The sequence below is a fragment of the Catenulispora sp. EB89 genome, assembly GCF_041261445.1.
Taxonomy (GTDB): domain Bacteria; phylum Actinomycetota; class Actinomycetes; order Streptomycetales; family Catenulisporaceae; genus Catenulispora.
Genome location: NZ_JBGCCU010000037.1, coordinates 58,212 through 81,902 on the forward strand (window position 1 = coordinate 58,212; position 23,691 = coordinate 81,902).

Below are 23,691 nucleotides of genomic sequence, written 5' to 3' on the forward strand. Positions count from 1 at the left end.
GCTTCTTCTCCCCAGCTCCTCGAATAGTTCCAATAGTAGCGCCAGCGATAGTATCCTGATCGAAAGTATCCGGATCGACGACTGGACGCACCGCAGGAGCCGCCATGACCCGTTTCGTGGGCCGAAGACGCGAACTGGCCGCCCTCAACCAGGTCCTATCCCAGGTCAGCGCCGGTGACGCGGCAGGCCCGGCGGGCCGCTGCCTGGTCCTGCGCGGACGCCGCCGGATCGGCAAGTCGGCGCTGGTCGAGGAGTTCGTGGGCGGCGCCGGCGTGCCGCACGTCTACTACACCGCGGAAATCGGCATCGGCGAGGAACCGCTGGCCGAGTTCGTGCGCGCGGTCAGCACCTCCGACCTGCCCGAAGCCGACGTCTTCGGCGACGCCACCCCCGGCAACTGGGCCGCCGCGTTCCGGCAGCTGGCCGGAATCCTGCCCGACGACCGGCCCTCGGTGGTCGTGCTCGACGAGGTTCCGTACCTGATGGACGAGCAGGGCGCGTTCGAGAGCGTGCTCCAGCGCGCCTGGGACCGCGAGCTGTCCCGCAAACCCGTGCTCCTGCTGCTCATCGGCTCGGACCTGTCGATGATGGAGGCCCTCACCTCCTACGGCCGGCCCTTCCATCAGCGCGGCACCGAACTGCCGATCGGGCCCCTCAACCCCGCCGACGTCGCCGCCATGACCGGCCTGAGCGACGCCGACGCCTTCGACGCCGCGTTGATAACCGGCGGACTGCCGATGATCTGCGCACGCTGGCGGCCCGGCGAGGACATGTGGGCGTTCCTCACCCGGGAACTGGCCGACCCCTTCAGCCCCCTGACCGCCTCCGCGCAGCTGTCGCTGGCCGCCGAGTTCCCGGACCAGGCGCAGGCCCGTGCCGTGCTGGCCGCGATCGGCTCCGGCGAGCGCACGTTCACGAACATCGCCCGCACCGCGGGCGGCATCGCGCACTCGACCTTGACCCGCGCCACCGAAGTCCTGACCGACAAGCGCGTGGTCGCCGCCGAGCTGCCGGTGTCGCTGGCGCCGTCGAAGGAACGGCGCTACCGCATCACCGACTCGTACCTGCGCTTCTGGTTCCGTTTCCTGGCCCCGCACCTGGCCGAGATCAACCGCATGCGCTCCGACCTCACCCTCGACCGCATCCGCACCGGCTGGCCGAGCTGGCGGGGCCGCGCCGTGGAGCCGTTGGTACGCGAGAGCCTGGCGCGTCTGCTGTCGGCCGCAGGACTGCCGGCGGCGCCGGTCGTGGGCGGCTACTGGACGCGCAGCAACGACGTCGAGATCGACATCGTCGGCGCCGACCGCGGGCCCGTCGCGCGGCGGCTACTGTTCCTGGGCTCCATCAAGTGGCTCGACCACTCCCCCTTCGACGCGCGCGATCTCCTTGCGCTGCAACGGCATCGGGACCGCGTGACGTCCGATCCGGTGCCGCTGCTTGCGGTGTCGCGGACCGGCGCGGCGGCGAAGGGGCTGGATGCGGTGTTCGGGCCGGAGGATTTGTTGACGCCCTGGCAGGGCTGACAGCTCGCTGGTGGTCGCACGATCACGATCCTTGATGGATACGAGAGCGGAGTGCGCCTTGGTCGGCGCAGCCGATTGCGCTGGACTGAAGGCATGAACATATCTACTTCTGCCTCTCCTTCTCCCCTTCCTTCTGCCTCTCCTTCTCCTTCACAGCAGCTCGTCCTCCGCTACTTCACCGCCCTCGCCGACGGCGACCAGGACACCATCCGCGGCTGCTGGGCCGAGGACGGCTCGGTCTGGTACGGCGGCGACCTGCCGATCTCCGGCACGTGGCAGGGCCGCGACCAGGTCATCGACGGCCGCCTCAAGACCGCCTTCGCGCACCTGGACCCGGAGAAGGAGATCGGGTTGAAGGTCACGAACGTCTTCGGCGAAGGCGAGCAGGTGCTGGTCGAGTGGGATTCGTGGGCCACGGGAAAGACCGGCCGGCCGTACCACGAGAAGAACATCGGGGTGTTCGTCGTCCGCGACGACAGGATCGTCGCCATGCGCGAATACGCGGACACGCAGCATTGGGAGCGTGCGCTGGTCGCGTGACCGGCGCACGTCCCTATGCCGCCTTGTCCCTACGGTCTAGCGAATCAGCATGCTTGCACGTAGTAGACCGGGTTGAAGTCGTAGTTCGTGTTGGAGTCACCTGGCGCGGATGCCGTGATCACGTTGTGGTTCTGGTCCTTGGTGTAGGCGTCGGTCCCACCGGAGTTGTCGTTGATGTAGGACCCTGCCGCGACCCAGTTCTGCAGGGCCCAGTCGCCGCCGTTGTACTGGCAGTGGTAGAAGGAAAACACAGTGCCGGTGTAGCCGGTGCCGGTGTAGATGCAGAAGTGGCCGCTGTGGCAATCAGAACCGTTGCCGGCCGCACTGTTCCAGCAGTCGGCGTTCGAGGACGTGTCGCACTGGCTCATACCGCTGACGGACGGGCCGCTGCCGCCACCGCCGCCGGTCCACAGGTAGGTCACGGTGACATAGCCGTTGTCGTTCAGGCCGATGTTGTAGAAAGTGCCGTCAGCGAGGTCGATGCCCGCCGGGTTGGAGACCGAGCGCCCGAACTCATCATGGCCACCGTTGTAGCCGTTCTGATACGCCGCCTGCGCCTCCGGCGTGCCCTGCGGCAGGTCGGTGAACTCGGCACGGTTGGCGTCCCAGTAGTCGTCGTGCGTGTTCCACGGACCGATGTCCCACACCGGCGCGGTCTCACAGGTGCTCGGCCCGCAGACCTGGACCGAGTAGTCGCTGGAGCCGTTCGGCGACAGCGCCGAGCCCGACGGCAGCGCGACGAAGTGGTCGCTGGGCTGAATCACGTGGCCGTTCGCGGTCGTACCCCCGACCAGCCCCTCGCGCGTGGCGTAGACCTGGTACGAGACGGACATGGGAGCGAGGCGCGGGGGCACGGCGGGCACGGCACCACCGTCAGCACTCAGCGACAGCTTGCTGACCGACGGAGCAGCACCCTGCGCACTGTCCCAGAGCGTGATGCGCGCCTGGACCTTGCCGACCGACTCCGACAGCCGGGTCACACCGGTGGCCGCCGCGGAAACCCACTGCGTCCACTTGCCGTTCAGACCGAGGCCCCGAACATCAACCTGCGCCTCGGAACCGGCCGGCCGACTGGCAGTCAGCGCCACGGCGACCTCGTTCGCCGGCTTCGCGAGGCTGTGCGCGGGCAGGACGTCCTGCGCGTAGCCCCGCGTGTCGTGGGACGTCGTGGCGCGCACGCGCGCGTCCTTGACGGTGAGCGCCTTACCGGTCCAGGCGGCATTGAAGTCGGAGGACTGCACCTGGGACAGGTTCTCCGTCCACCGCGTACCGCCCGAAGCCGCCTGCGCCGTACCGGCCATCGCCCCCGTGGTAACGGTGGTCACCGCGAGCACGGCCACGGCCGCGATGGCAACTCTCTTATGAAGAGGGAGTGTCATGTCGTCCTTTCGTGGGGTCGTCTTGCGCGTGGGGTAGCGTGCCGTCAAGAGCCTGTGATGTGACTGACACAGTCAGTAGTGTTGCAGGGCTGCACGATGATCGCAGTGCTCTGATTGCACAGCAGAGACGGCCTGTCATAGGCAGGCACTGCCATGGAGCTCTTGCTTGGTCAGAGCACCGACACGCGGCTACCCACGGGCAGCGCCCACCGGATCCACCGCCTGCAGTACGTGAGCGCACGTCTCCGGCCGCGGATCGAGCCAGCCGGTCCCGCTCACGCGCACACCCGTCTGGAAAGGTCTGCACGTGCCGAGGCGCCGCACGAATTCGGAAGCCTTGCGGCCTATCGTGTAGGTGGACACCCCGAGACGGCACGCCATGTCCTCCCCGGTCTCGCTGCTGGCGAGCATGCGCAAGACTTCGCCTTCCTCGGGCCCGGGCCCTGCGCGTCCTGAGGCAGCATCGGACGCTTGCGGCGGGACAACTGCCATAGCCCAGGGCCGTGTCTCAGCGGCGTGCCGGGCCCACCGCCCGTCGGGCCCGACGACCAGCACGGACCGGGCCGCCGCGCGCAACGCCACCGCAGATCTCGCCCCAAAGAATCCGGTGTCCGTCTGCTCAGCCGATTCGGCGAGTGCGAACCATCCGTGGAATTCGCGCATCCTAGCTCAGGTCATGCGCCGACCTGCTACAGCGGTCTTTGGTGCAACTGCCGAGCTCGGCCAAGCTTTCGTATGCTCAACCACGCAATATGCCCGACAGCCAAGAAAGGCAGAGCGTCGATGGCGTCGTGACCCGCTTCCGTGTCACGGCGCGGCGCATAGGAACTCCGCGTAACGCTCCTCGACCGCGTCGCGGCTCGGCTTCTCGACCTGCCTGCGCGGCACCTGCAGCTGAACGCCGGCCATCTCTTGCAACCCGTGCAGCAGCATCGGCCCGTCGACCTCCTCCAGGATGTCAGGTCGGACGTGCACTACCAGATCCGGATGGATCCCCAGGATGTTCTGGTCGTACGCCGCATGATGGATCTTGCACAACGCCATACCGTTCGACACTGCCGCAATCCCCCGTGGGTGCGCGTCCCGCCGAATATGGGCCGCGTCGAGCAGCCTCACGTGCCGCAACGAGCACATTGCACATCGCTGCTCGTAGGCTCGCATCACACGCGCCCGAAACACCGGCTGATGAACCCGCTGATTGGTATGGACAATCCGATATTTCCGCTCGATTACTGAATCAGCCGACGCCTCCGACAGATCGGACGGCACATCGACAGACACAACGAACTGGTTCTGACCGCGCTCCTCGGAAATGGCATACACCGGAAAGATCGCCAGATAGGTGCTCGTCGCCACCCCATAGAGCCAGATCATCGGCAGCCGTGAAGCCATAGCCTCCCGAACGGCACGGTTGTCCCCTTGCATTGCATCAGTACCGCGATACTTGTAACGCAAGAACCCATCCGTCCCGAACAAGTCCTCATATGGCGCGGATGCTTCGTTCGGGGAGTATGTGGTCATGATGGACAACGCCCCGCGTAAAACCGCAGGCCGCCGGATGCCCCGGCTCGGATCGACGAGTGGAATCCGCTCACCCTCGAAAACGAACTCCGCCAACTCCTCCCGCGCGACGACCGGCGAATCCCCACGCTCGGCCAGCCACGCGAACGCAGCCTCACGAAACCGCCGGTCGTAATCCTCGCTTCGAACACTGACACGCGCCACGCCAGCACCTTCCCACGCTCGCCAGTCCGATGTCCAGGCCGCGCACTCATCCGATAAAGGCATCCATATCCGCAGCCGCAGCCTCGCCTGGATTGAAAGAGCCCGAGGCTGGCAAACTATGTTCGGCATGACTGCCAGCCCAAGCGTGCCACCAGTAGATGGCTTCATGGCTAGGCGGGCTCGTACAAGGATCGCCATTATCAGCCCAGGTCAATAGTTCTGTGCACGTTGAAGATCATCAACGTCAGCCGTCTCGCCCTGGTCCCTGGACTTACATTCCTCAGCAACGACAACAGCCTCGCATGCTCGTGCAGCCGCGGCCTAGGGTCTAGGTTGACAGTCCAGGTCTCACGGATCGGACCTACACGACAGGGGTTTCGAACCCTTCGGTGGTTACAACCGCGCCGCTCTCCAGGTAGCTGATGAGTGCGGCGCGCGTGGTTGAAACGAACTCCTTTGGTACCTGGGCGGCGTCGACCCATGCGACCTGCGCGTGCTTGTTGGGCTCGGCGTTGATCGGCTCGCCGATCCAATCCTCGGCAACGAACACGACGGTGAGGAACCCATTGGGAGCCTCCACTCCCCACGCGCCGTGGATGATGCCGGCGACCTTCAACTCGGCCGGGTCGACGGTGAGCCTGGTCTCCTCCTCCAACTCGCGAATGGCCGTCGCGGTGATGGCCTCGCCCTTGTCGGCTTTCCCGACGGGCAGGTCCCAGTGGCCAGGAGCAAACTTGGCGTGCGGTCCGCGCTTGATGAGTAGCACCTTCCCAGCCGCGCGGTCGTGGACGATGACGGCGGCGACCAGAAGCGTATGGGAGTCGATGGCTGGGGGCAGGGCAGTGTCGGTCACAACATCGATCCTTTCAGAAAGCTGCTTCCCGAATCCGGCGTTCCAGCAGTGCCACACCAGGAACACCGCGACGGCGATAGCCGACCAAGGTCGGCCGGATCGAGGTCAGGGCCGAGACACCTCGCGCCGACGCCATCCCTTCGGCCAAGTCGAGCGCCTGTCCCCAGGCTGCGACAGCCTCATCGGCTCGCGCCTGGGCTGCCAGGCAGTCCCCGAGGTCGGCGTAGGTAAGCAAATGGACGCGCGGGTATTTTGTGCGGTCCCAGGAGGTGAAGGCGGCCCTGTGCCGCGCCTCGGTGCCCCGGTGGTCACCGATCTCGGTAAGGGTGCGGGCGGTGTGAGAGTCCACAGTTCCCGTAGCCGGGCCCATCAGCACGGAATAGACGGGCTGCGGTTCGCCGTCGCGGCTGAGGGCGTCTTCGGCGGCCAGCAGCGCCCGCGCGGCCAGGGCCCTCTCCTTGAGGGCGGCGTACGCCCTGGCGTGAGTAATGTGCAGCAGTGCCTCGGTCGCCCCATCGGCGTAGCCACGCGCCCGTTCCAGCGCGCCCTCAACGAGGTCAAGGCAGTGGTGAGGCTGTTTCAGGCTGAGCGCCTGGTGCGCGACGGCCCGCATCATCCACGCGGTGTGCGCATGCGGATCGGCCTCGACGGCAAGTCGGAAGCCGAGAAGGTAGTAGCGCTGGGCTGCGCCTTCTTGACCGAGGTCGTGGTGCTTCCACCCCAGTAGCCATGCCAGCTCCGCGACTGCGCTGAAGGCGTCACGTCGAATCCTGCCGTCGGCGTATCGGCACGACAGCATCGGGGCGGCGGTGTCGGCGAGGTAGGCGGCGACCGTGGACAGTCCGTGACCGCCCCCGAGTTGTTCGTCGGCCGCGCCGAACACCTTGGTGATCTGTCGGACCACGGCGATCTCCTCGGCCCCGACTCGCGCCTGTCCGGTGCGCGCACGCAACAACCGAGCTACGGGCTCATGGTCGTACTGCAGCGGCATCGCCACGTCGGCGGTGGTATAGACGGCCGCTGCAAGCCATTCCCGGCGCTCGACGTCCGCGCGACCCAGCGCGACGGCATCCACGGCAGGCTCTGCGCCGACCCGTTCGAGCCCCTGTCCGCCGGCAAGCCCGAGCTGGATCCGGGTCACCGGTCGCCCAGTACGCCTGGACAGCGCCTCGGCCAAGTAGGTGGCGGTCCGCGCGCTCGGCTCAACGCCGGCGACCCAGTGAGCCACGGCTGACTTGTTGGTCCTCAGTACGTCGCCGTTCTCGGCGGCGATGCGCACGACGGCGCGCGCCACCGCCTCGTAGCCCAGGCCGCTCGCGGCGATGGCTTCGCGCAAGCGGTCGTTGGGCGCTTGCGTAGACGGCATCCGTCTCCTGGTTAGACCGAATAAACGCTCTGGCTTACTGCCAACCATAGTTCTTCGCGATACCCGGCCGTTCACTGAAAGCGACACAACATCACGCGATCGTGAGGCCCCGATGACCACCCCCCAAGTCCCCGGCTACGCTGTCGCCCTCGAGGTCGAGGGCGTCCAGACCTTCCGAACCCCGAACGGTTTCGTAGCCAAATGCCGCTGCGGCTGGCGCTCACCCGTATACGCCTCCCCGGACATAGCCGAGGTCGAGCGGGCCGAGCACGAGGAGACGTGCCCCTGGCTGATGGCGCTCCCAGCATGAACGACATGGCCACCTCCCAACACACACTGACGGCGACGACGGTGGCGGTCGGCATGTTCGTCTACGCCGGAACCGAGTGGGTCCGGGTCGTCGACGTCCACACCGCCGCCGGGATCACCGAGGTCTACCTCGCCGACCGTGCGGACCCGATCGAGTACGCATCGGGGAGAAAATTGACGTGTGCCTGCCGATGCGGCCGTCGTGAAGGTAATCGGCGTCGTCGTCGCGCTGCTCGTACTCGCCTGCGCGCTCCAGGGCTTCCATCGGGACGAGGGCGGCCCGGCCTGCCCGGCGGGTTCTCCGGCGGCGAGCCGCTGAGGACTGGGAGGCTGACCGGATGAGAGAGAAGGTCTGGACGTTCATCGGCCGGCACGCGGGCGGCGTGCAGTGGCGCATCCTCTGGCTGGCCCATCAGAAGTACATCATCGGCGTGTCCGGGCTGGTCCGCGACGACGCCGGACGGGTGCTGCTGATCAAGGGCCGGATGTGGAAGCCGTCGCGGCCCTGGGGGCTGGTGACCGGCTACGCCGAGTCCGGGGAGCAGTGGCACGCCACGGTGGTCCGCGAGGCGCGCGAGGAAACCGGCTACGAGGTCAAGGCGCATCCCGAAACGGTGCGGCTGGTCACCGGGTTCAAGCGCCGCGCCGAGGTCGCGTTCCTCGCCGAGTTCGTCGGCGGCACCTACCGGCCGGACCCGAAAGAAGTCCTGGACGCGCAGTTCTTCGAGATCGACGCGCTGCCGGACGGGCTTCTGCCATCGCACCGAGAACTGATCGAACAAAACCGAGACTGGTTCCAGGGGGACGACGATGACCGTGCTCACGCCCAACGAGAAGCTAACCGGCACGACGGCGCAGAAGCAGGAGATCCTTGAACGGCTGACCCGCTTCCGGACCGACCCGTCTCGGACGCTGAAGCTCGCCGGCCGGTACCCGCACCTGAGGTTCGTCACGCTGCCCGAACTGCTGCCGAACCTCGCCGACCGTGACGTTTTCACCCAGGGCGTCCAGCTGGCCCGCGACCGATTCGCGGCCCTCGGGGCCAGCGAGCTGCTGCCATTCGAGCGGGTCTTCGTCGCGGTCGCCTCGGCCACCGCCACATGGGGCGGGTTCCACCACCGCCTGCTCCCCTACCGCGCCCCGGACGACTCCCAGACCCCCGGCTACCGGTACGTGCAGGCGGCGGCGGTCATCAGCCGCTACGGCGACCTGACCAGCGAGTCCTCCAGCACCCCCGGCGTGGCCGGGTTGGACCTGCTGCGCGCCTACGTCCACGACTGCCACCACTACCTGACCTTCCGGTCCTACTGGCTCGGTGCCTCCGGCATCCACCGGCACCGCCACGGGATCAACTACCGCCGCGAGTCCGGCCAGACCTACTCGGCCCGCGACCCGGAAGGCTCGGCCTCCACCCGCAATCTCGGCATCGTCATGGAAGGCGCGTTCGACCGAGAGGCGACCGCCGTCGTCCGCGAGACGGCACGCACCGCCAGGATCGAGTGCCCCGCCGACGGCCCCGACCGTCTCGCATTCCTCGACGCCACTGGCAACGGGCCGAGCGCCCCTGAGACCGGCGACTCGTGGCTCACGGCCATGAACGGCTACAGCAGACTCGTGACAGTCCCCTATGCCGCGTTCCTAGCGGAGATCGGCGGTCCGGCCGCCGACGAGCTTCACGGCCGCATCGTCCGCGCCACTCTGACCGGCGACCTCGCCCCGCTGGAGCGGTGGCTCGACAAACGTTACGGCCCCGGCGAGTTCGTAGCGCTGTTCCGGTCCGAGAACTACGCCCAGGTGGCGTAGGGAGGCCGTTCGTTGCCGCGAACCGTCAACACCGCCCGGGAACAAAAAAATGCGGCACCGCCTCAAAAGACGGTGCCGCATTCGCAAAGCAACCAACTCACGGACTCTGCGTGGACGCGGGTTCAATTCCCGCCGGATCCACGCCATCCGCAAGAAAACAAGTGGAGCCGGCGGGACATGGAAAATACTTTATATGGCAATGCAGTGAGCTGCGACGAAGCATCTAACTGACGTACAGTTAGATGGTTTTCGCCTTGCGGCCACCGTGCGGCCGAGCATGACAGGGCCTCGCGAGAAACCCGCCTCAACGATCCGCAGCAATGCTCACCAGATGCAGCGCTCTCGCCGCCGACGGGCCGCGCCATCGGACACAGCCCGGCAACACACTGCGACCGCAGCCGGGGATAGCTCAGTCGGCATCTGACAGGGCAGCCCACAATCTTTCAAGCTCCGACGAGCACAACAATAAAGTTTCCCTTTTCAGGTAAGGCTGACTTGAGTATTGGCCGCAAGTTTCCGATTGCTATCGCGATGCGTGACACGCATCGCGATTTGCAAGCCAATCAAGCAAGTATCCCTCGGCGGCGCAAAAACCTCAATACTCAAACGATACCCCTGCTCGCGCTGATTGGCACTCATGCTTCTCGAGTGCTAACCTACTTCAACCCTGCGGAGCGGCGCATCAAGGCGCTATACCTTGCGCTGGACAGATCTGGCCTAGACGCCTTGTCGGTTAGTTGCTAATGCGAGTAAATGCTTTATATTCAATACTAGCCAATGCGGCGCCGGTCGCTGGGAGGTGTGCGGCGGATGAGAAAGATTCTTTCAATCGACGGCGGTGGTATCAAGGGCGTCTTCCCTGCCGCCTTCCTGGCGGGCGTCGAGGAGTCGGTCGAAGCTCCGATCGGCGACTATTTCGACCTGATCGTTGGTACCTCGACGGGCGGCATCATCGCGATCGGCCTCGGCCTCGGCCTGTCAGCCCAGGAAATTTTGGCCTTCTACGAGACGCACGGCCCCAAGATCTTCTCGGGCAACCGGCGGATCAACGGGCTACTCCAGCTCGGCCGTGCGAAGTACCAGCGCGAACCCTAGGAGTCTGCCCTTCGGGAGGTCTTCGGCAACCGTCGTCTCGGTGAGAGCCGGACGCGCCTAATGGTGCCGTCGCTCAACTTGGAGACCGGCGAGGTCCACGTCTACAAGACGTCGCATCATCCGCGCTTGGAGAAGGACTACAAGCTGGAGGCCGTCGAGGCCGCGCTGGCCACAGCCGCGGCGCCAACCTACTTCCCGACCTTCCGTGCGGCGAACGGGATCCCGCTCGTCGACGGCGGGATGTGGGCGAACAACCCTGTGGGGCCTGCGATAGTCGAGGCCCTCGGAGTCCTTGAGTGGCCACGTGACGAGCTCAAGGTCCTGAGCCTGGGCTGCACCACCGAACCACTCCGTGCGAAGCCGAGCAAGACCAAGCGACTTGGACTCAACTACTGGGCGCTCAAGGTGGCCACCGTGTTCATGGCCGGCCAATCGTCCGCCTCGCTGGGTACCGCACAGCTGCTGGCAGGTCACTCCAACGTCATCCGAATCTCCCCGGCCGTGCCGAACAAGCGCTTCAAGCTGGACTCGGTCAAAGACATCGAGTCACTCAAGGGGTTGGGCGCATCGGAAGCCCGCAAGGCGATGCCCGATATGCGCAAACTGCTCACCGATAAGGCTGCGCCGTTCGTGCCAGCCCACACACTTAACGACCCGACTACCGCAGCGGGAGAATCAGCGCGATGAAGCTGACCAGCCACTTCGACGCTTTCCTAAAGGTGAAGGTGAACCTCACCGACGCTCGACTTGAGTTACTCGACGAACGTGTGGTGGCGGTCACTAACTTCCTGAAGGCTAGCGAAGACGCCAAGGCGTCACGCTTCCTTGGTGTGATTCCGCAGGGGTCGTATGCGCACCGCACCATAATCAACCCGGTGGACACGAACGACGAGTTCGACGCTGATGCGTTGCTCGAACTCGAAGAGAACGCCGACTGGAGCGCCGAGGACTACGTCGAAGAGCTCTACAAGGCGTTCCGGCGGAGCGGAAAATACCGCTACATGGTGAGTAGGGCACGCCCGCTGCGTCAAGGTCGATTACGCCAATGAGTTCCACATCGACGTCGTGCCATACCTGCAGCGACATGACGAGTACTACATCACCAACCGCGACGATAACGTCTTCGAGCTCACCAACCCGGAGGGCTTCAACGAGTGGCTTGACGAGCAGAATCGGATAACCAGCGGCGGCTTGATCAAGGTCATCCGGCTGTTCAAGTACCTCCGGGACCACAAGAACACATTCTCCGCTAAGTCGGTCATCTTGACGATCCTGCTCGGTGGACGAGTAAACGACGCTCTGCTACTCAGCGACCCCAAGCACTACGCCGACCTTCCGACAGCCTTCGTGAACATCCTGGCCGACCTGAACGAGTACCTCCAGGCCAACCCGACGATGTCCAACCTGACGGACCCAAGTTGTCCGACGCAGAACTTCAACCACCGCTGGGACCAGGACCAGTACAGAAACTTCCGAAACAAGGTTAAGTACTACAGCGACAAGGCGAGCGATGCCTACGCTGACGCCGACCGGACGAGCAGTATCCGCAAGTGGCATGACATCTTCGGTGACGACTTCGCTTCTAGCGCGACCGAGCTTGTGAAGGCCGCACGCGATCGAGTGACAGAGGTTGCCGGCTCCGAGCAGTTCCTTGAGAGGGACCTGGGTATCCCGGAGGGGTTGGAACCAACCTACGAGGTACGCATCGGAGCTACTGTTCTTGGTGTTCCCGGCTTTCGCGTGTTCGACCTGCGAAAGCATGGGAACGTCGTTGGGCGGAATCGGAAGATCAAGTTCGCTATCGTCAGGTGCGCTGTGCCTTCGCCCTTCACGATCTACTGGAAGGTACGGAACACGGGTGCTGAGGCTGCGGCAGCTGACTGCCTCCGCGGGAAGATCGAGAAGGACGACGGCTCGCGGTCTCGCAACGAGCCGACTAAGTACAGTGGAAAACACTACGTCGAGTGCTACGTCGTGAAGAACAGCGTCTGTGTGGCGAAGGATCGCCAGATAGTCGTGATCAAATAGGCTGAGCTGCCTCGTTCCGACGGCAACCATGCCATCGATCAGCTGTTGCGACTGTCTCGCCATGGCGTAGTCACAGACGCTCATGCGGGCCACGCCTTGTCACACCGCGCTTTTGGAGCCGGTAGAGGATCGTGTCTGGGTGGACGTCCATCCGCTCGGCGATGCGTGCCGCCGAGAGCCCAGTGGCGTACAGACGGTCCGCTTCGTCGACGTCAATCAAAGCCTGGTCAAGAGCCTAATCGAGCAGGCGCCGCAACAGATCTATATGATCGATGCCGTGGCCAGTCAGCATCGCTAGAGCCTGGGGCGGCGGCACCTGGCCAAGCCGCGACATGCCAGTCAGCCCGATACTGCTCAAACCCTCCTCAGCGGCGAACCTCGACTCTGGAGTCGCAGTAGCCTGGGTTAGGTGATAATGCCGCCAGCTATTCGTCGGTCTCGAGACGGCCAGCACAAGCTCTGGCCGCTGCCATGCGCAGTACGCCCAACGGTCCCCGTTCGTCGCGCGGACATGGACAAAGTTTCCCTGGTTTAGCCTTCCCAGCTCGGTGACCACCCGCGCTGCGACCGGGACGGGATTCCGGAACCCGCCGGCCACCCGGTAGAGATCGCCGTCCACTACGAGATCCAGCCCTTGGTCGGCCAGGGCTTCCTGCAGGTCGGCCAGCGGGTCGTCCGCAGCTGCCCGGCCAATGAGATCGGCGAGTGCACCGCGGGTAAGGGTTCGTGCCCGTCCGGTCCTCGGATAGATGAGCAGATCAGTTTCCGCATTAGGATCAGCCGTGGCGACAACGGCTCGGACGCGTCTCCACACTTCGTTCGCGTGCACATCGGCAGGGCCTCCTGCAACAGCGGACGTGCCCTGGCGCAGAAGGCCCACACCGACGGCCACGGCAAATGCCGCGACCTGCCGGGCCTGATGCGGCAGTTGTTCAACATCGTCGGCCTCCGTCCCGCCTGCGAGCGCTTCAGTGAGAACAGCCAGCGGCTCCCGCCAGCCGTCGTCGTTCAGTCCCCACGCACCCCGCCCCAGCAGTTGGATCACCACTCGAAGGATCAAAAATCGGACGGCAAGATCGAACACGCCTTCCTGAACGACGTCCGCGGCCCGCTCCGTCCAGCGTCGCCAGCCGTGACGCGCCGTCTCTGGAAGTGGCGGTAGTTCGTCGTCGTCGTCGGCAAGCTCCCCTTCATCGGCGAGCAGCCCGGCGTCTTCCTCGGCCGCGCTGTCTTCCGGCATGGGCACCGAGACGGACAAGCCCCACGCCGAGCCGCCGAAGGGCCTGGGCCCCGACAGCGACGGCAGTCCGAAGAGCTTAGAGGTCAGGACGGCGCCCAGCATCTGTTCGCATTGGTCAAGATAGGCCTGCCAGCGGTCGAGCAACTCCACCGCGCTCGCCGTTTCGGCATGTTCGGTCGGCACCGAAGCTGCGAGCGCGCGGCGATTCCGCACCGCTTTCGCGAGCTGGCCAAGATCGTTTTGGAACTGCCGTGCGGCTTGCTCGTCCATGAGGAACTCGTCCTCGTCATGGAAGCGTCGCAGCGTCGGCCTGTCGTCGTCATTCGCGCGCCGCCTCGCGCACTTCGCCGGGTGCATCACGAATACCGGCGGCGACGCGGCGATCGCGGGATCAGCGGTTGTGGCGACCACGCGTACAACGGCGTATGTCTCGAGTACCGGGAAGCTGCCTTCGCTCTGTCCGGCCGGGATGGTCCCGAGCCTTGTCCATCCGCCCGGCGCGCCGTCCGCCGACGCTTCAACCACGACGTCGACGGTGTATGTTCGGGCCAGCGTCACAGCCAGACCAGCACTTGTGTCCAGCACGCCAAGGACGATTGCGGAAGCGCGGGACGGGGTCGGTTCACCGACGGTACGCAGACCGTTCAGTTCTGACAGATCCGCTGACCGATCGCTGCGGGGCATCAGGCTCTCAGCGTGGCCCGACGACAAGACGGCTAATTCGCAGTTCCCTTCGTCGCGGGTGGACCGGAGTAGGGCGCTCACAGTTAGATTCGCGCTACCAGTGAGCGCGTGCCAACTATCACCGATCCGCCACTCCAACAGCTTGCCGTGCCGGGCCGAACCGACGTCCTCCAAGAAGCGCACTTCCAGTTCCCGCCCCGCGAATGCCTCGCAGATCCGGTCTCCGTCGAAGCTGCTCCGTCGTGGCTGGACGCCGACGACGACACGGCTTGGATCGAAGCGCCGTGCGATCGCGTCAAGGGCTGCACCCGTCCCGTCAATGAAGGGTGCGTACATATTCAGCTCATCAACGGGCCCGCTGGGCAGCTGGCCCAACAGACTATGGCTTAAATTGTGAAGGACTGTCGTCCGGTGGTCATCGTCCGCGACGGGGAACTCTTTGAGTAGCCGACTGTTCTCGCGCAGAATTTCACGGATGTAGTCACTGACGTCAACCACAGTCGGCAGCTCGTCGAGCCATGTGGCGAGCTGATGGAGCGCCTCCGGCACGCCGTGCTGCTTGGTCCCACCGAGGACGGTCCAGATCTCGTCGTTGTAGCCCCAGCCTGCAGCCGTCGGGTTGCCGGAGCCGATCGCCGCCTCGACGTCGTTCTCACCCCGTAGCAAAACAACCTTCGGATGGAATGCCCTGGAGCATGCCGCCAATCCGTGGAAGTACGATCGGCCGGCGAGTTTGACGTCGATGGCCTCGTAGAGGCCGTGGCCGACGTCGCCGACAACCGTCACCCGGGCGCCAAGCGCGCGGGCTCGGGAGATGAGAACGCGCTCAAGGAACGGCAGATCAACGGTGAAGCCGAGCAATACCAGGTCATGTAGCGGCGCCTCATCGCCACGATCCGACCACTGCCGGATCAGCGTCAGCGGCGATGCCATACTCCATGCGCCAGCGGTCATCCCGTGACCTCCAGCAGCTCCTGGCCGATCTCGGTCACAACGGCCCGGCCTTCGGCATCAACGTGTATTAGTCCGAGCTGACCGGCCATGTCCGCTAAACGTTCCACACGGGTGTCCGGCGTACCCCATCCTTCATCGTCTGTGCGGTAGTAGCGACCGTTTCGCTGGTGCAACCGCGAGTAGACGACAAGTCTGCCTTCGTCATCGGAGCGCATCTTCGCGATAGCGACCCTACGGGCCTGGTCAAGCATGTCGTTCACGAGACGTGCGGCGAAGTCCGACATCCGGCTCGCGCGAAACTCCTGAAGCTGCACACTAACCCACTCGGGATTGAGATAGTCCCGGCTCGGCCCCATGAATGCCTTATGCAGCACGCCGGTCAGTTCACCATGGCGTCTCGCCCCGATCATCAGGAGCTTCACATTCACCAGAGCATCACGCTCGTCGACATCACGCAGTACTTCCCGCTCAGCCTCCGCCGGACACCCTTCGATCATCGTCGCGGGCAGCTCCCCCAGAAAATCGCGCACAGTCGTGTCAGGCATCTGATCAACTAGCCATGCACACAACTCGTCCGCACTGGCGTCCTCGCGCTCGGGGTCTGCTCCGATCTGGTTGACCATCCCCGCCCACAGACGACGCCAAGCACCAACGGAATAGTTGCGCAGCAAGATGCCGCCCCAGCCAGCCGCCTCCTCGATGCCGCTAAGAACCGGATCTGAGCGCAAGCCGTCGCCGTAGGCCACTGTGGAGCGAACCGCTTCCTCCCACGAAAGCTCGCTGGCGTGGCCATAGAGGACGGCCGCACGTCCGAGCACACGGAAGGCGGAACGCCTATGGCGATCGCCGGGAGTCCAATCCTCCGGAAAATGACGTCCCTCGGCGGTCGCAGTGAACAGTCCGCGCAGCCAAGGAACCTCGCGCGCCTCGCTACTCGGCAGGCCGACCGACGTCAGGCCGTCGAGAACAGCCGCAGGCACCACGTCCTGCTTAGCTGCGACGAAGAGCGGCTCAAACCAGGCCCGGACCTCCTGTGGACAGTCAAATCGCCCCGGTCGGGGTATCCGATGCTCGTCTCGCGTGCCGCCCAGTGCCGAACTCGGACCGCCGTAGTCTGACCAGAAGCCCCAGACCCGTGGTGAATACACCGCTCCAGAGCCCCCGTCGTCCGCGACACGCCTCAGATCCAGGTCCTCCCCAGCCCTCCAGCCCAGCCGGATGGGATCGATGCCGTGCGCGGGACCGGGACCTGACGCGGCGTGCAGGTCGGACGCGACCGCGAGGAGCACCTCGCTCCTCCTGAGGAAGCGGCGGCACTCATCATGGGCGAGTTCGGCATCGACGGCATGGCCCGCGAAGGCTGCGTAGAGCGCGTAGTAGCGGACATAGCGAGTCAGGGTGGACATGCCGGGCAGCAGCCGGTCGACCGCGCTGCGCACAGGGCCTTCGACCCGAAGCGGATAACGCCCCTTCCGCGGATCCAAACCACGTTCGGCCCAGACCGGACCAAGAACGTACCCCGCCATTGCCATGTCCTCGATTCACATGGGTCGCTCTACGCTTCAGTGATTCGTGCCCAGATCGTGTAGGCACGATCAACCTGACTCGCGAGAGCGGCTAGCTTCGGGAACTCGTCGTCGATCATCTCCCAGTCCGCGATCTGACAACCGTCGAGCATCGCGGTCCAGGCAAGAACGTAATGTTCAAGGCACTGGAGAATATGTTCACGGTAGGCGTCCACATGGCGGTACTGCCGCTGGAGGCGCTTCGCCTCCACGTCAGCCTGATCCTCAGGCATCCGCCGAACGAACGGCGAGGGGATGGGCTTGGGACAGTGATCGGGGTTCATGATGTCGGTTCCCCGATGGTGCAGCTCAATGCTACGCTGGAGCAGATCCTCGAACTGCCCTCGAGAGGCCGTTGCCGCCAGGTCTGCGAACGACAACACAATCCACTCCGAATCACGGGCAATACTCGACGACGTCCCATACCACGTCGTCAGAGACGCGCTGAGCGCGCGGATGCGATCCCCGGTTCGACGCAGGTTGGAATACAGCCGATCCCAGTAAGCCCATAGCTCGTCAGCGCCTGGCCTGTCGTCCTCGAACTCGTCGTCGCCGTCCATCTGTCCTCCCCTGACATATATTCCGGTCCAAGCCCTGCGGGCCAATCCCGCCTGTCGCCAATGAGGGCTGCTGACGTAGCAATGCCACAGGCAGCAGCACACCGCGCCCTATCGATCCACCCCGGTCGCCCAATCATCGGCAAGCGTTTCCATCTGCTGGATGACGCGCACTACTGCGGAGGGCTGCTGATCCGGCGGGTAACCATGCTTGACCAGCAGCCTACGAATAGTCGACCGCATCTTGGCGCGGACGTCCGAACGGACCGACCAGTCGGTCTTCAGGTCCCGCTTGAGCGTCTTCACCAGATCGCGAGCAATGTCGGCTAGGACACCCTGGGCCATCTCCTCAACTGCGGACTCGTTCTGACAGACGGCGTCGTAGAACGCAAGCTCGGCATAGTTCAGCGGCGGGTCGAACTTCTTGCCTCGCGCCTTCTCCGCCATGATCTCGCGGATCTCTTTCACCATCTCGGCGATCATCGCTGCAGCGGTGATCTGCTGGCTCATGTAGCGGCGCATCAGATTCTCGAGGGCCTCGGAGAACTTTATGCGCCGCACCAGGTTGTGACGCAGCACCGTGTGGATCTCCTGATCGATCAACCGGCGCAGCGCCTCGATCGCCAGGTGAGGATGCTGCGACTCGCGCAGGCGGGCCAGGTACTCCTCGTTGATACTGCTTAGGTCAGGGAGTTCTACCCCGGCCAGGGCGTAGAGGTCTTTCACGCCGTCGGCCTCGATAGTGCTGGCCGTCAGCATCTTTAGATACAGCTCGATGTCCGGCTGCACCGGCTTGCCGGCGGCCTTGCGGGCGTCGGCCTCTTCCCGGAGGATGTGAGCGCGGACCGTCAGGTAGAAGCCGACTTCTTCCTGTAGGTCGGCAACGTCGGGATCCCACTTGCACGCAACCCAGAAGCGCTCAAGGCGTTGGACAGCCAGCCGGAACCGCTGGGGCAGCTTATGCTCATGCTCGCCCTTCGGGTCGGCGTTGTCCGCATTGGCGGGGTCCGCCAGGAAGTCCGCGACCTTCAAGATGGCGTTCAGCCTGGGCTTGGCTCCGCCGCCCGTCAGGATCTCCCGCCATGGGCAGCCGTCCAGCATGGCATTGATGACCGTGATCTGGTCGCGGACCGCGTCCTTGGCCACGTCGAGTTTCGCGCCGACCGGCTTCTTCTCCTGGTCAGTGTCCGTGTACTCGGCCAGTGCCTTGTACAGGTCGTCGGTGATCGGCGCGTAGCCGACCAGCAGCCCATCCTGCTTCTTGTTCAGGCAGCGGTTCACCCGCGCCAGGGCCTGCATGAGCGATGCGCCTTTGATCGGCCGGTCCAGGTACATGGTGTGCAACGGCGGAGCGTCGAAACCCGTGAGGTACATCGCCTGGACGATCAGGATCTCCAGCTCGTCTTCGAGATTCTTGACCCGGTTGGAGACCGCCTTGTTGCCAGCGGGCCGGCGCAGGTGTTTCTTCAGCTTCTTGTTCTCATGGTCCTTCGCGGACGTCTCCGAGAACACGACCTTGATCTTGCCCTTGTCCTCAGCGTCATCGTGCCAGTCGGGGCGCCGGGCGACGATCCAGTCGTACAAGTCACCGCAGATCTCGCGGGTCGCGCAGACCACCATCGCTTTGCCGATGCCACCGACCAGCGGGCGCATCGCTTCGCTACGGGACTCCCAGTGCGCGATCAGGTCATCGGCGATGGCGTCCAGCCGTGCAGGCGCGCCGTAGACGGCGTTCATCGCGGCGACTCTCTGTTGCAGCTGCACCCGCTCGGCGTCGTCCAGGCCGTCAGTGGCCTCATCAACCTCGTCATCGAACTGGTCCGGGTCGAAGCCCTCAGGGAAGCCGACGACCGGAAGCCGTGACTCGAATAGCACGCGGACGGTCGCACCATCCTCGACCGCTCGGGTCAGGTCATAGATGTCGATATACTCGCCGAACACCTGCCGGGTGTTCTGGTCGTCCTTGGAGATCGGCGTGCCGGTGAAGGCAATCATCGTCGCGTTCGGCAGCGCGTCCCGCAGCCACTTGGCGTAGCCTTCTTCGAGGTTGTAGTGACTGCGGTGTGCCTCGTCGACGACGACGACGACGTTACGTCGCTCAGACAGCAGCGGATGCTTGGAGCTGACCTCCTTTTCCGCCTTTGACATGCCGAACTTCTGCAGGGTGCTGAAGAAGACACCGCCAGCCCCCTGGTTGGCCAGGGCTTCGCGCAGCTCGACGCGGGAGTCGGCGCGCTTGACCCCTGACAACAGCTCACTGACGCGAAAACCGTTGTACAGCTGGTCGTCCAAGTCGGTGCGGTCCGACAGCACGACGACGGTCGGGTTGCCCAGCGCGGCTTCCTTGGCTACGCGGGCCGTGTAGAGCTCCATCTCGAAGGACTTGCCCGAGCCTTGGGTGTGCCAGACCACGCCGGCCTTGCGATCACCGCGCACCGCCTCAATCGTGCAGCGCACGGCCTCCTCGACAGCGAAGAACTGGTGCGGCTTAGCGATCCGCTTGGTCGGCTTCTCGCCGCCAGTAAAGGCGATGTAATCGGATAGGATCGCGATGAAACGCTGCTGATTGAACAGACCGTGGACCAGCGTCACCAGCTCGGTGTCGTTGGCATCGCGCGGGCGGTCTGGGATCGGCTTGCCGGCATCGTCAACCCGCCACGGGGCGAAGTGCTCCAGAGGGGTAAATGCCGTGCCGTACCGCGCGGCGGTCCCGTCGGTAGCCACACAGACCGCGTTGAATCGGTACGCCAGCGGGAACTCGTCGCGGTAGACACCCAGCTGTGCGTGCGCTATCGCCAACGCCTCGCCGTTCAGGCTGGACTTCTTCAGCTCGATGAAGACCAGCGGCATGCCGTTGACATACAAGACGACGTCGAAACGGCGTTCGTGTTCGGCATTGCGGAGCATGACCTGCTGGACCGCACGGAAGTCGTTGGACCACGGGTCACGCTCATCAATCAGGTGGACGGTGGGTGTCTGGGTGACGCCGTGGTCGTCGGTATAGGTGTGCTTGACGCCGCCAGTCAGGAAGTCGTGGACCCGCTTGTTTTCAGCGAAGGGATCGCCGGATGTCGGGGTGGAGACCTTGTCCACGACGGCCTCGACCTCGGCAGCTGGCAGGTCTGGGTTGAGCCGGGCCACTGCCTCACGCAGCAGAGACGGAAGGACAAGGTCGTCCCACGCAGCGCGGGTGTGGTCACCCTCGGAGCCAGGGGCTATGTCGATGCCCTTGTAAACGTCCCAAGAATGCTCGGCCAAGTCTTCGAGCTCATCGAGGACGAGACGTTCCCATGCTGATTCGGGCATGAATGATGTCATGTGGCTTCCCCCACGATCTGCTCTGCGTCTCGGACGCGAAGCTCGCCGGACATGAGTTTGGGAAGGAGGGTGTCGCGCAAAGCTGCCAGACTCGCTACTTCATCCATGTGGCTCTCAGCACACTCCATAAGAGTGCAAGCACGGCGAGACCATTCGCGCCGAACGCTATGCTCGGGCCAGGGGATTTCGAAATCTAGCACTGCATCCTTCGGCAGCGCAGCAACGGTTGTGCCGGTGGCATATGTCACCGCTCGATCGTGAAACTCATGCGACCTTAGCGCACCGTACACCCATGGCGTTTCGACGAGAAAATCAGAACCCATTCGGACTGCGAAGACGTGATGTGAGAAAAGTGCCCGCTTGTCACCTGTACGCACGAGCGCGGGGCGTCCTAGGATCTCACGTCGCTGCGTCAAGTCAGTGTTCGCCAGGACAAGGTCCCCGTCTCGCACCCAGTGCCGCTCACGGACTTCGCCGGAATAATACTTCAGCTCGCTCCGGTTAAAACGCCCCGTCACTCCCAAGTTCGCGAGGTTCACCATGGATACACCCGAACCAAGGTACGCCCCTTTGTAGGACAGCCCCTTGTCGAGGTCGGCAATCTGCGAGAACTTGACCCTCTCCCGGGTTGCACCCGCTCGCAACTGCCACCTCGCTTGCAAGAGTTCATATGCAGTGTCGGCGATCCGCTCGTTGACCGCGATCTTATCGTCGAGGGCGGCGAGCACTGCAGCGATACCTACCTGCCCACCCAGGTCCGGCCAACGAACAGAAATCGGATGTACATGATTGCGGTTAAGCGTCGGGTTTGACGAGCCAACGTCCATTCCGAGAAAGTCGAGCGTCTGCAAGAAATAATAGATGAATCGCGGGTGATTCCCCTTAAAGTCCTTCACCCAAAGCGTCGTATCATGTGGCCAATACGGCCGATCTACGTAGTAGACTCTGCCAAGAGTTCCCTTTCTACCCATGACTACGCCAGGACCGTCTACGTAGGGTGTGTCGTGGTAGCTTCCGATACCTCCCGACGAAATAACGGGGACTGGCCCTGGGCGCTGACTTGCTTTGGTAATGTCAACGCCACGCTGAAGCGTCATAACATCGCCGATCGTTGTCGACCGCCACTCAGTCATCGACTTTCCCCAACTGCTCGCGCACGACGGCTTCCAGCCGAGCTGACTCGTCGAACTGGGCGAAGAGCTCGGCCGTCAGCCGGTCGATTTTCTCGGCGATCGGCTCGTCGTCGCCGTCATCAACCTCCGCCGCGCCGACGTACCGCCCAGGCGTCAAGATGTAGTCATGTCCGGCAATCTCCGCCTTATCGGCGGAATAGCAAAACCCAGCGATGTCCTCGTACTTCTCGCCCTTCGCCGAAGCCGTCCCCCGCCAGACGTGGTACATCCCGGCGATTCGGGCGATCTCCGCTTCGGTCAGCACCCGCTCGGTGCGGTCGACCATCGTGCCCAGGTTCCGCGCGTCGATAAACAACACCTGACCGCGCCGGTCAGCCAGTCCCTTTGCCCCGTGCGAACTCTTGTCCTTGGCGAAGAACCACAGGCACGCCGGGATCTGCGTGGTACGGAACAACTGCGGAGGCAGCGCGACCATACATGCCACCAGGTCGTTTTCCACTAGCGACGTCCGGATCTCACCCTCGCCGGACTGCTTGGAGGACATCGACCCGTTGGCCAGCACGACGCCGGCTGTGCCACGTACGCCGAGCTTGGAGATGATGTGCTGCAGCCAGGCGTAGTTCGCGTTCCCGGCCGGCGGCACGCCGTACTTCCACCGCGTGTCCTGGGTGTTGCGGGCCCAGTCGGACATGTTGAACGGCGGGTTCGCCAGCACGAAGTCGGCCAGTACGTCCGGGTGCCGGTCGTGGGCGAAGGTGTCGCCCCAGCGGTCGGACAGGTTCCCAGTGATGCCGTGGATTGCAAGGTTCATCTTCGCCAGGCGCCAGGTGCGCTCGTTGCTCTCCTGCCCGTACACCGATAGGTCGTGGGCGTGGCGGGCGCCGCGGTGGCTGACGACGAACTTCTCGGCCTGCACGAACATACCGCCAGATCCACAGCAGGGGTCGTAGACCCGCCCCTCGTACGGCTCCAGCACCTCCACCAGTAGCTTCACGACGCTCGCGGGGGTGTAGAACTCGCCGCCGCGCTTGCCTTCGGCCCGCGCGAACTGCTCCAGAAAGTACTCGTACACCTCGCCCAGCACGTCACGGGCGGTGCGCTCGCCGTGGCCGGTGAACCGGGCGTCACTGATAAGGTCGACCAGCTCGGCCAGGCGGCGCTGGTCGACATTCTCCCGGTTGTAGATCGTGGCCAGGACGCCGGTGAGGGTCTTGTTCTCCTTCATGATGGCGACCATGGCATCGTCCAGGAGCTTGCCGACGCCGTCTCGGTGGGCCTTGGCGTTCGCGGCCAGGTGCTCCCAGCGGGCGGTGACCGGCACGTAGAAGACGCCCGCACCTTCGTACTCGTCCTTCTCGTCCAGTAGCATCCCCATGCGGTCGTCGGGGATGCCGTCGGCGGTCAGCTCGGCGCGGATGACCTCGCGGCGTTCCTCGAAGGCGTCGGAGATGTACTTCAGGAAGATCAGACCGAGGACGAAGTCCTTGTACTGGGCGGCGTCCATGGAGCCGCGCAGCTTGTCGGCGGACTTCCACAGGATGTTCTTGATGTAGCCGATGGACGTGGACGGCATGCCGGGCAGGGCGTCCTGGTCGGTCTTCTTCTTGCGGGGAGGCATG

The 23,691-nt window shown here is 64.5% G+C and carries 18 protein-coding genes and 1 pseudogene; 9 read left to right on the forward strand and 10 right to left on the reverse strand.

Going from position 1 to position 23,691, the window contains the following annotated elements:
• Positions 1 to 104: 104 nt before the first annotated feature.
• Complete coding sequence (locus ABH920_RS45520) at positions 105 to 1,523, forward strand: ATP-binding protein (RefSeq protein ID WP_370355590.1); 1,419 nt, start codon at positions 105 to 107, stop codon at positions 1,521 to 1,523.
• 93 nt (positions 1,524 to 1,616) lie between these two features.
• The gene (locus ABH920_RS45525) at positions 1,617 to 2,063 is read left to right on the forward strand and encodes a nuclear transport factor 2 family protein (RefSeq protein ID WP_370355591.1); all 447 of its coding nucleotides are present in this window, start codon (positions 1,617 to 1,619) and stop codon (positions 2,061 to 2,063) included.
• Positions 2,064 to 2,107: 44 nt separating this feature from the next.
• Here the strand turns inward: ABH920_RS45525 and ABH920_RS45530 are convergent, their stop codons facing one another.
• The 4 genes from ABH920_RS45530 to ABH920_RS45545 form a co-directional block, all read right to left on the reverse strand.
• Positions 2,108 to 3,403 (reverse strand): peptidase inhibitor family I36 protein, encoded by a 1,296-nt coding sequence (locus ABH920_RS45530; protein WP_370355592.1) that lies wholly within the window; start codon positions 3,401 to 3,403, stop codon positions 2,108 to 2,110.
• A gap of 846 nt (positions 3,404 to 4,249) precedes the next feature.
• A complete protein-coding gene (locus ABH920_RS45535) occupies positions 4,250 to 5,167 on the reverse strand; it encodes an HNH endonuclease (protein WP_370355593.1) in 918 nt (305 codons plus the stop codon).
• 361 nt (positions 5,168 to 5,528) lie between these two features.
• On the reverse strand, positions 5,529 to 6,020 hold the full coding sequence (locus tag ABH920_RS45540) for an NUDIX domain-containing protein (RefSeq protein WP_370355595.1): 492 nt from the start codon (positions 6,018 to 6,020) through the stop codon (positions 5,529 to 5,531).
• Positions 6,021 to 6,033: 13 nt separating this feature from the next.
• Complete coding sequence (locus tag ABH920_RS45545) at positions 6,034 to 7,386, reverse strand: tetratricopeptide repeat protein (protein ID WP_370355596.1); 1,353 nt, start codon at positions 7,384 to 7,386, stop codon at positions 6,034 to 6,036.
• Positions 7,387 to 7,498: 112 nt separating this feature from the next.
• Here ABH920_RS45545 and ABH920_RS45550 point away from each other — a divergent pair, with 112 nt between their 5' ends.
• The 7 genes and pseudogenes from ABH920_RS45550 (at position 7,499) to ABH920_RS45580 (ending at position 12,621) form a co-directional block, all read left to right on the forward strand.
• Positions 7,499 to 7,696: a hypothetical protein gene (locus ABH920_RS45550; RefSeq protein ID WP_370355597.1), complete on the forward strand. Its 198-nt coding sequence runs from the start codon at positions 7,499 to 7,501 to the stop codon at positions 7,694 to 7,696.
• Positions 7,697 to 7,876: 180 nt separating this feature from the next.
• Positions 7,877 to 8,014, forward strand: coding sequence for a hypothetical protein (locus ABH920_RS45555; protein WP_370355598.1), 138 nt, complete (start codon positions 7,877 to 7,879; stop codon positions 8,012 to 8,014).
• Between the two features lie 19 nt (positions 8,015 to 8,033).
• A complete protein-coding gene (locus ABH920_RS45560; RefSeq protein ID WP_370355599.1) occupies positions 8,034 to 8,570 on the forward strand; it encodes an NUDIX domain-containing protein in 537 nt (178 codons plus the stop codon).
• Entirely contained in the window at positions 8,506 to 9,498 is a 993-nt protein-coding gene (locus ABH920_RS45565) for a hypothetical protein (protein WP_370355600.1), read from the forward strand. Before ABH920_RS45560 ends, ABH920_RS45565 begins: the two co-directional genes overlap by 65 nt.
• An 810-nt stretch (positions 9,499 to 10,308) precedes the next feature.
• A pseudogene (locus ABH920_RS45570) lies at positions 10,309 to 11,280 on the forward strand (CBASS cGAMP-activated phospholipase).
• Positions 11,277 to 11,642 (forward strand): hypothetical protein, encoded by a 366-nt coding sequence (locus ABH920_RS45575; RefSeq protein ID WP_370355601.1) that lies wholly within the window; start codon positions 11,277 to 11,279, stop codon positions 11,640 to 11,642. The pseudogene ABH920_RS45570 and the gene ABH920_RS45575 overlap by 4 nt, the downstream one beginning before the upstream one ends.
• A 16-nt stretch (positions 11,643 to 11,658) precedes the next feature.
• On the forward strand, positions 11,659 to 12,621 hold the full coding sequence (locus tag ABH920_RS45580; protein ID WP_370355602.1) for a hypothetical protein: 963 nt from the start codon (positions 11,659 to 11,661) through the stop codon (positions 12,619 to 12,621).
• Between the two features lie 235 nt (positions 12,622 to 12,856).
• Here the strand turns inward: ABH920_RS45580 and ABH920_RS45585 are convergent, their stop codons facing one another.
• From ABH920_RS45585 to ABH920_RS45610, 6 genes are all read right to left on the reverse strand, one after another.
• Positions 12,857 to 15,499 (reverse strand): hypothetical protein, encoded by a 2,643-nt coding sequence (locus ABH920_RS45585; RefSeq protein WP_370355603.1) that lies wholly within the window; start codon positions 15,497 to 15,499, stop codon positions 12,857 to 12,859.
• Positions 15,496 to 17,025: a hypothetical protein gene (locus tag ABH920_RS45590; protein ID WP_370355604.1), complete on the reverse strand. Its 1,530-nt coding sequence runs from the start codon at positions 17,023 to 17,025 to the stop codon at positions 15,496 to 15,498. Before ABH920_RS45590 ends, ABH920_RS45585 begins: the two co-directional genes overlap by 4 nt.
• Before the next feature lie 29 nt (positions 17,026 to 17,054).
• Positions 17,055 to 17,624 carry a hypothetical protein gene (locus ABH920_RS45595; RefSeq protein ID WP_370355605.1) on the reverse strand — a complete coding sequence of 190 codons (570 nt, stop codon included), beginning with the start codon at positions 17,622 to 17,624 and terminating at the stop codon, positions 17,055 to 17,057.
• 108 nt (positions 17,625 to 17,732) lie between these two features.
• Positions 17,733 to 20,939 carry a type I restriction endonuclease subunit R gene (locus tag ABH920_RS45600; protein WP_370355606.1) on the reverse strand — a complete coding sequence of 1,069 codons (3,207 nt, stop codon included), beginning with the start codon at positions 20,937 to 20,939 and terminating at the stop codon, positions 17,733 to 17,735.
• Complete coding sequence (locus ABH920_RS45605) at positions 20,936 to 22,072, reverse strand: restriction endonuclease subunit S (RefSeq protein WP_370355607.1); 1,137 nt, start codon at positions 22,070 to 22,072, stop codon at positions 20,936 to 20,938. The genes ABH920_RS45600 and ABH920_RS45605 overlap by 4 nt, the downstream gene beginning before the upstream one ends.
• The gene (locus ABH920_RS45610; RefSeq protein ID WP_370355608.1) at positions 22,065 to 23,690 is read right to left on the reverse strand and encodes a type I restriction-modification system subunit M; all 1,626 of its coding nucleotides are present in this window, start codon (positions 23,688 to 23,690) and stop codon (positions 22,065 to 22,067) included. Before ABH920_RS45610 ends, ABH920_RS45605 begins: the two co-directional genes overlap by 8 nt.
• Position 23,691 lies beyond the last annotated feature (1 nt).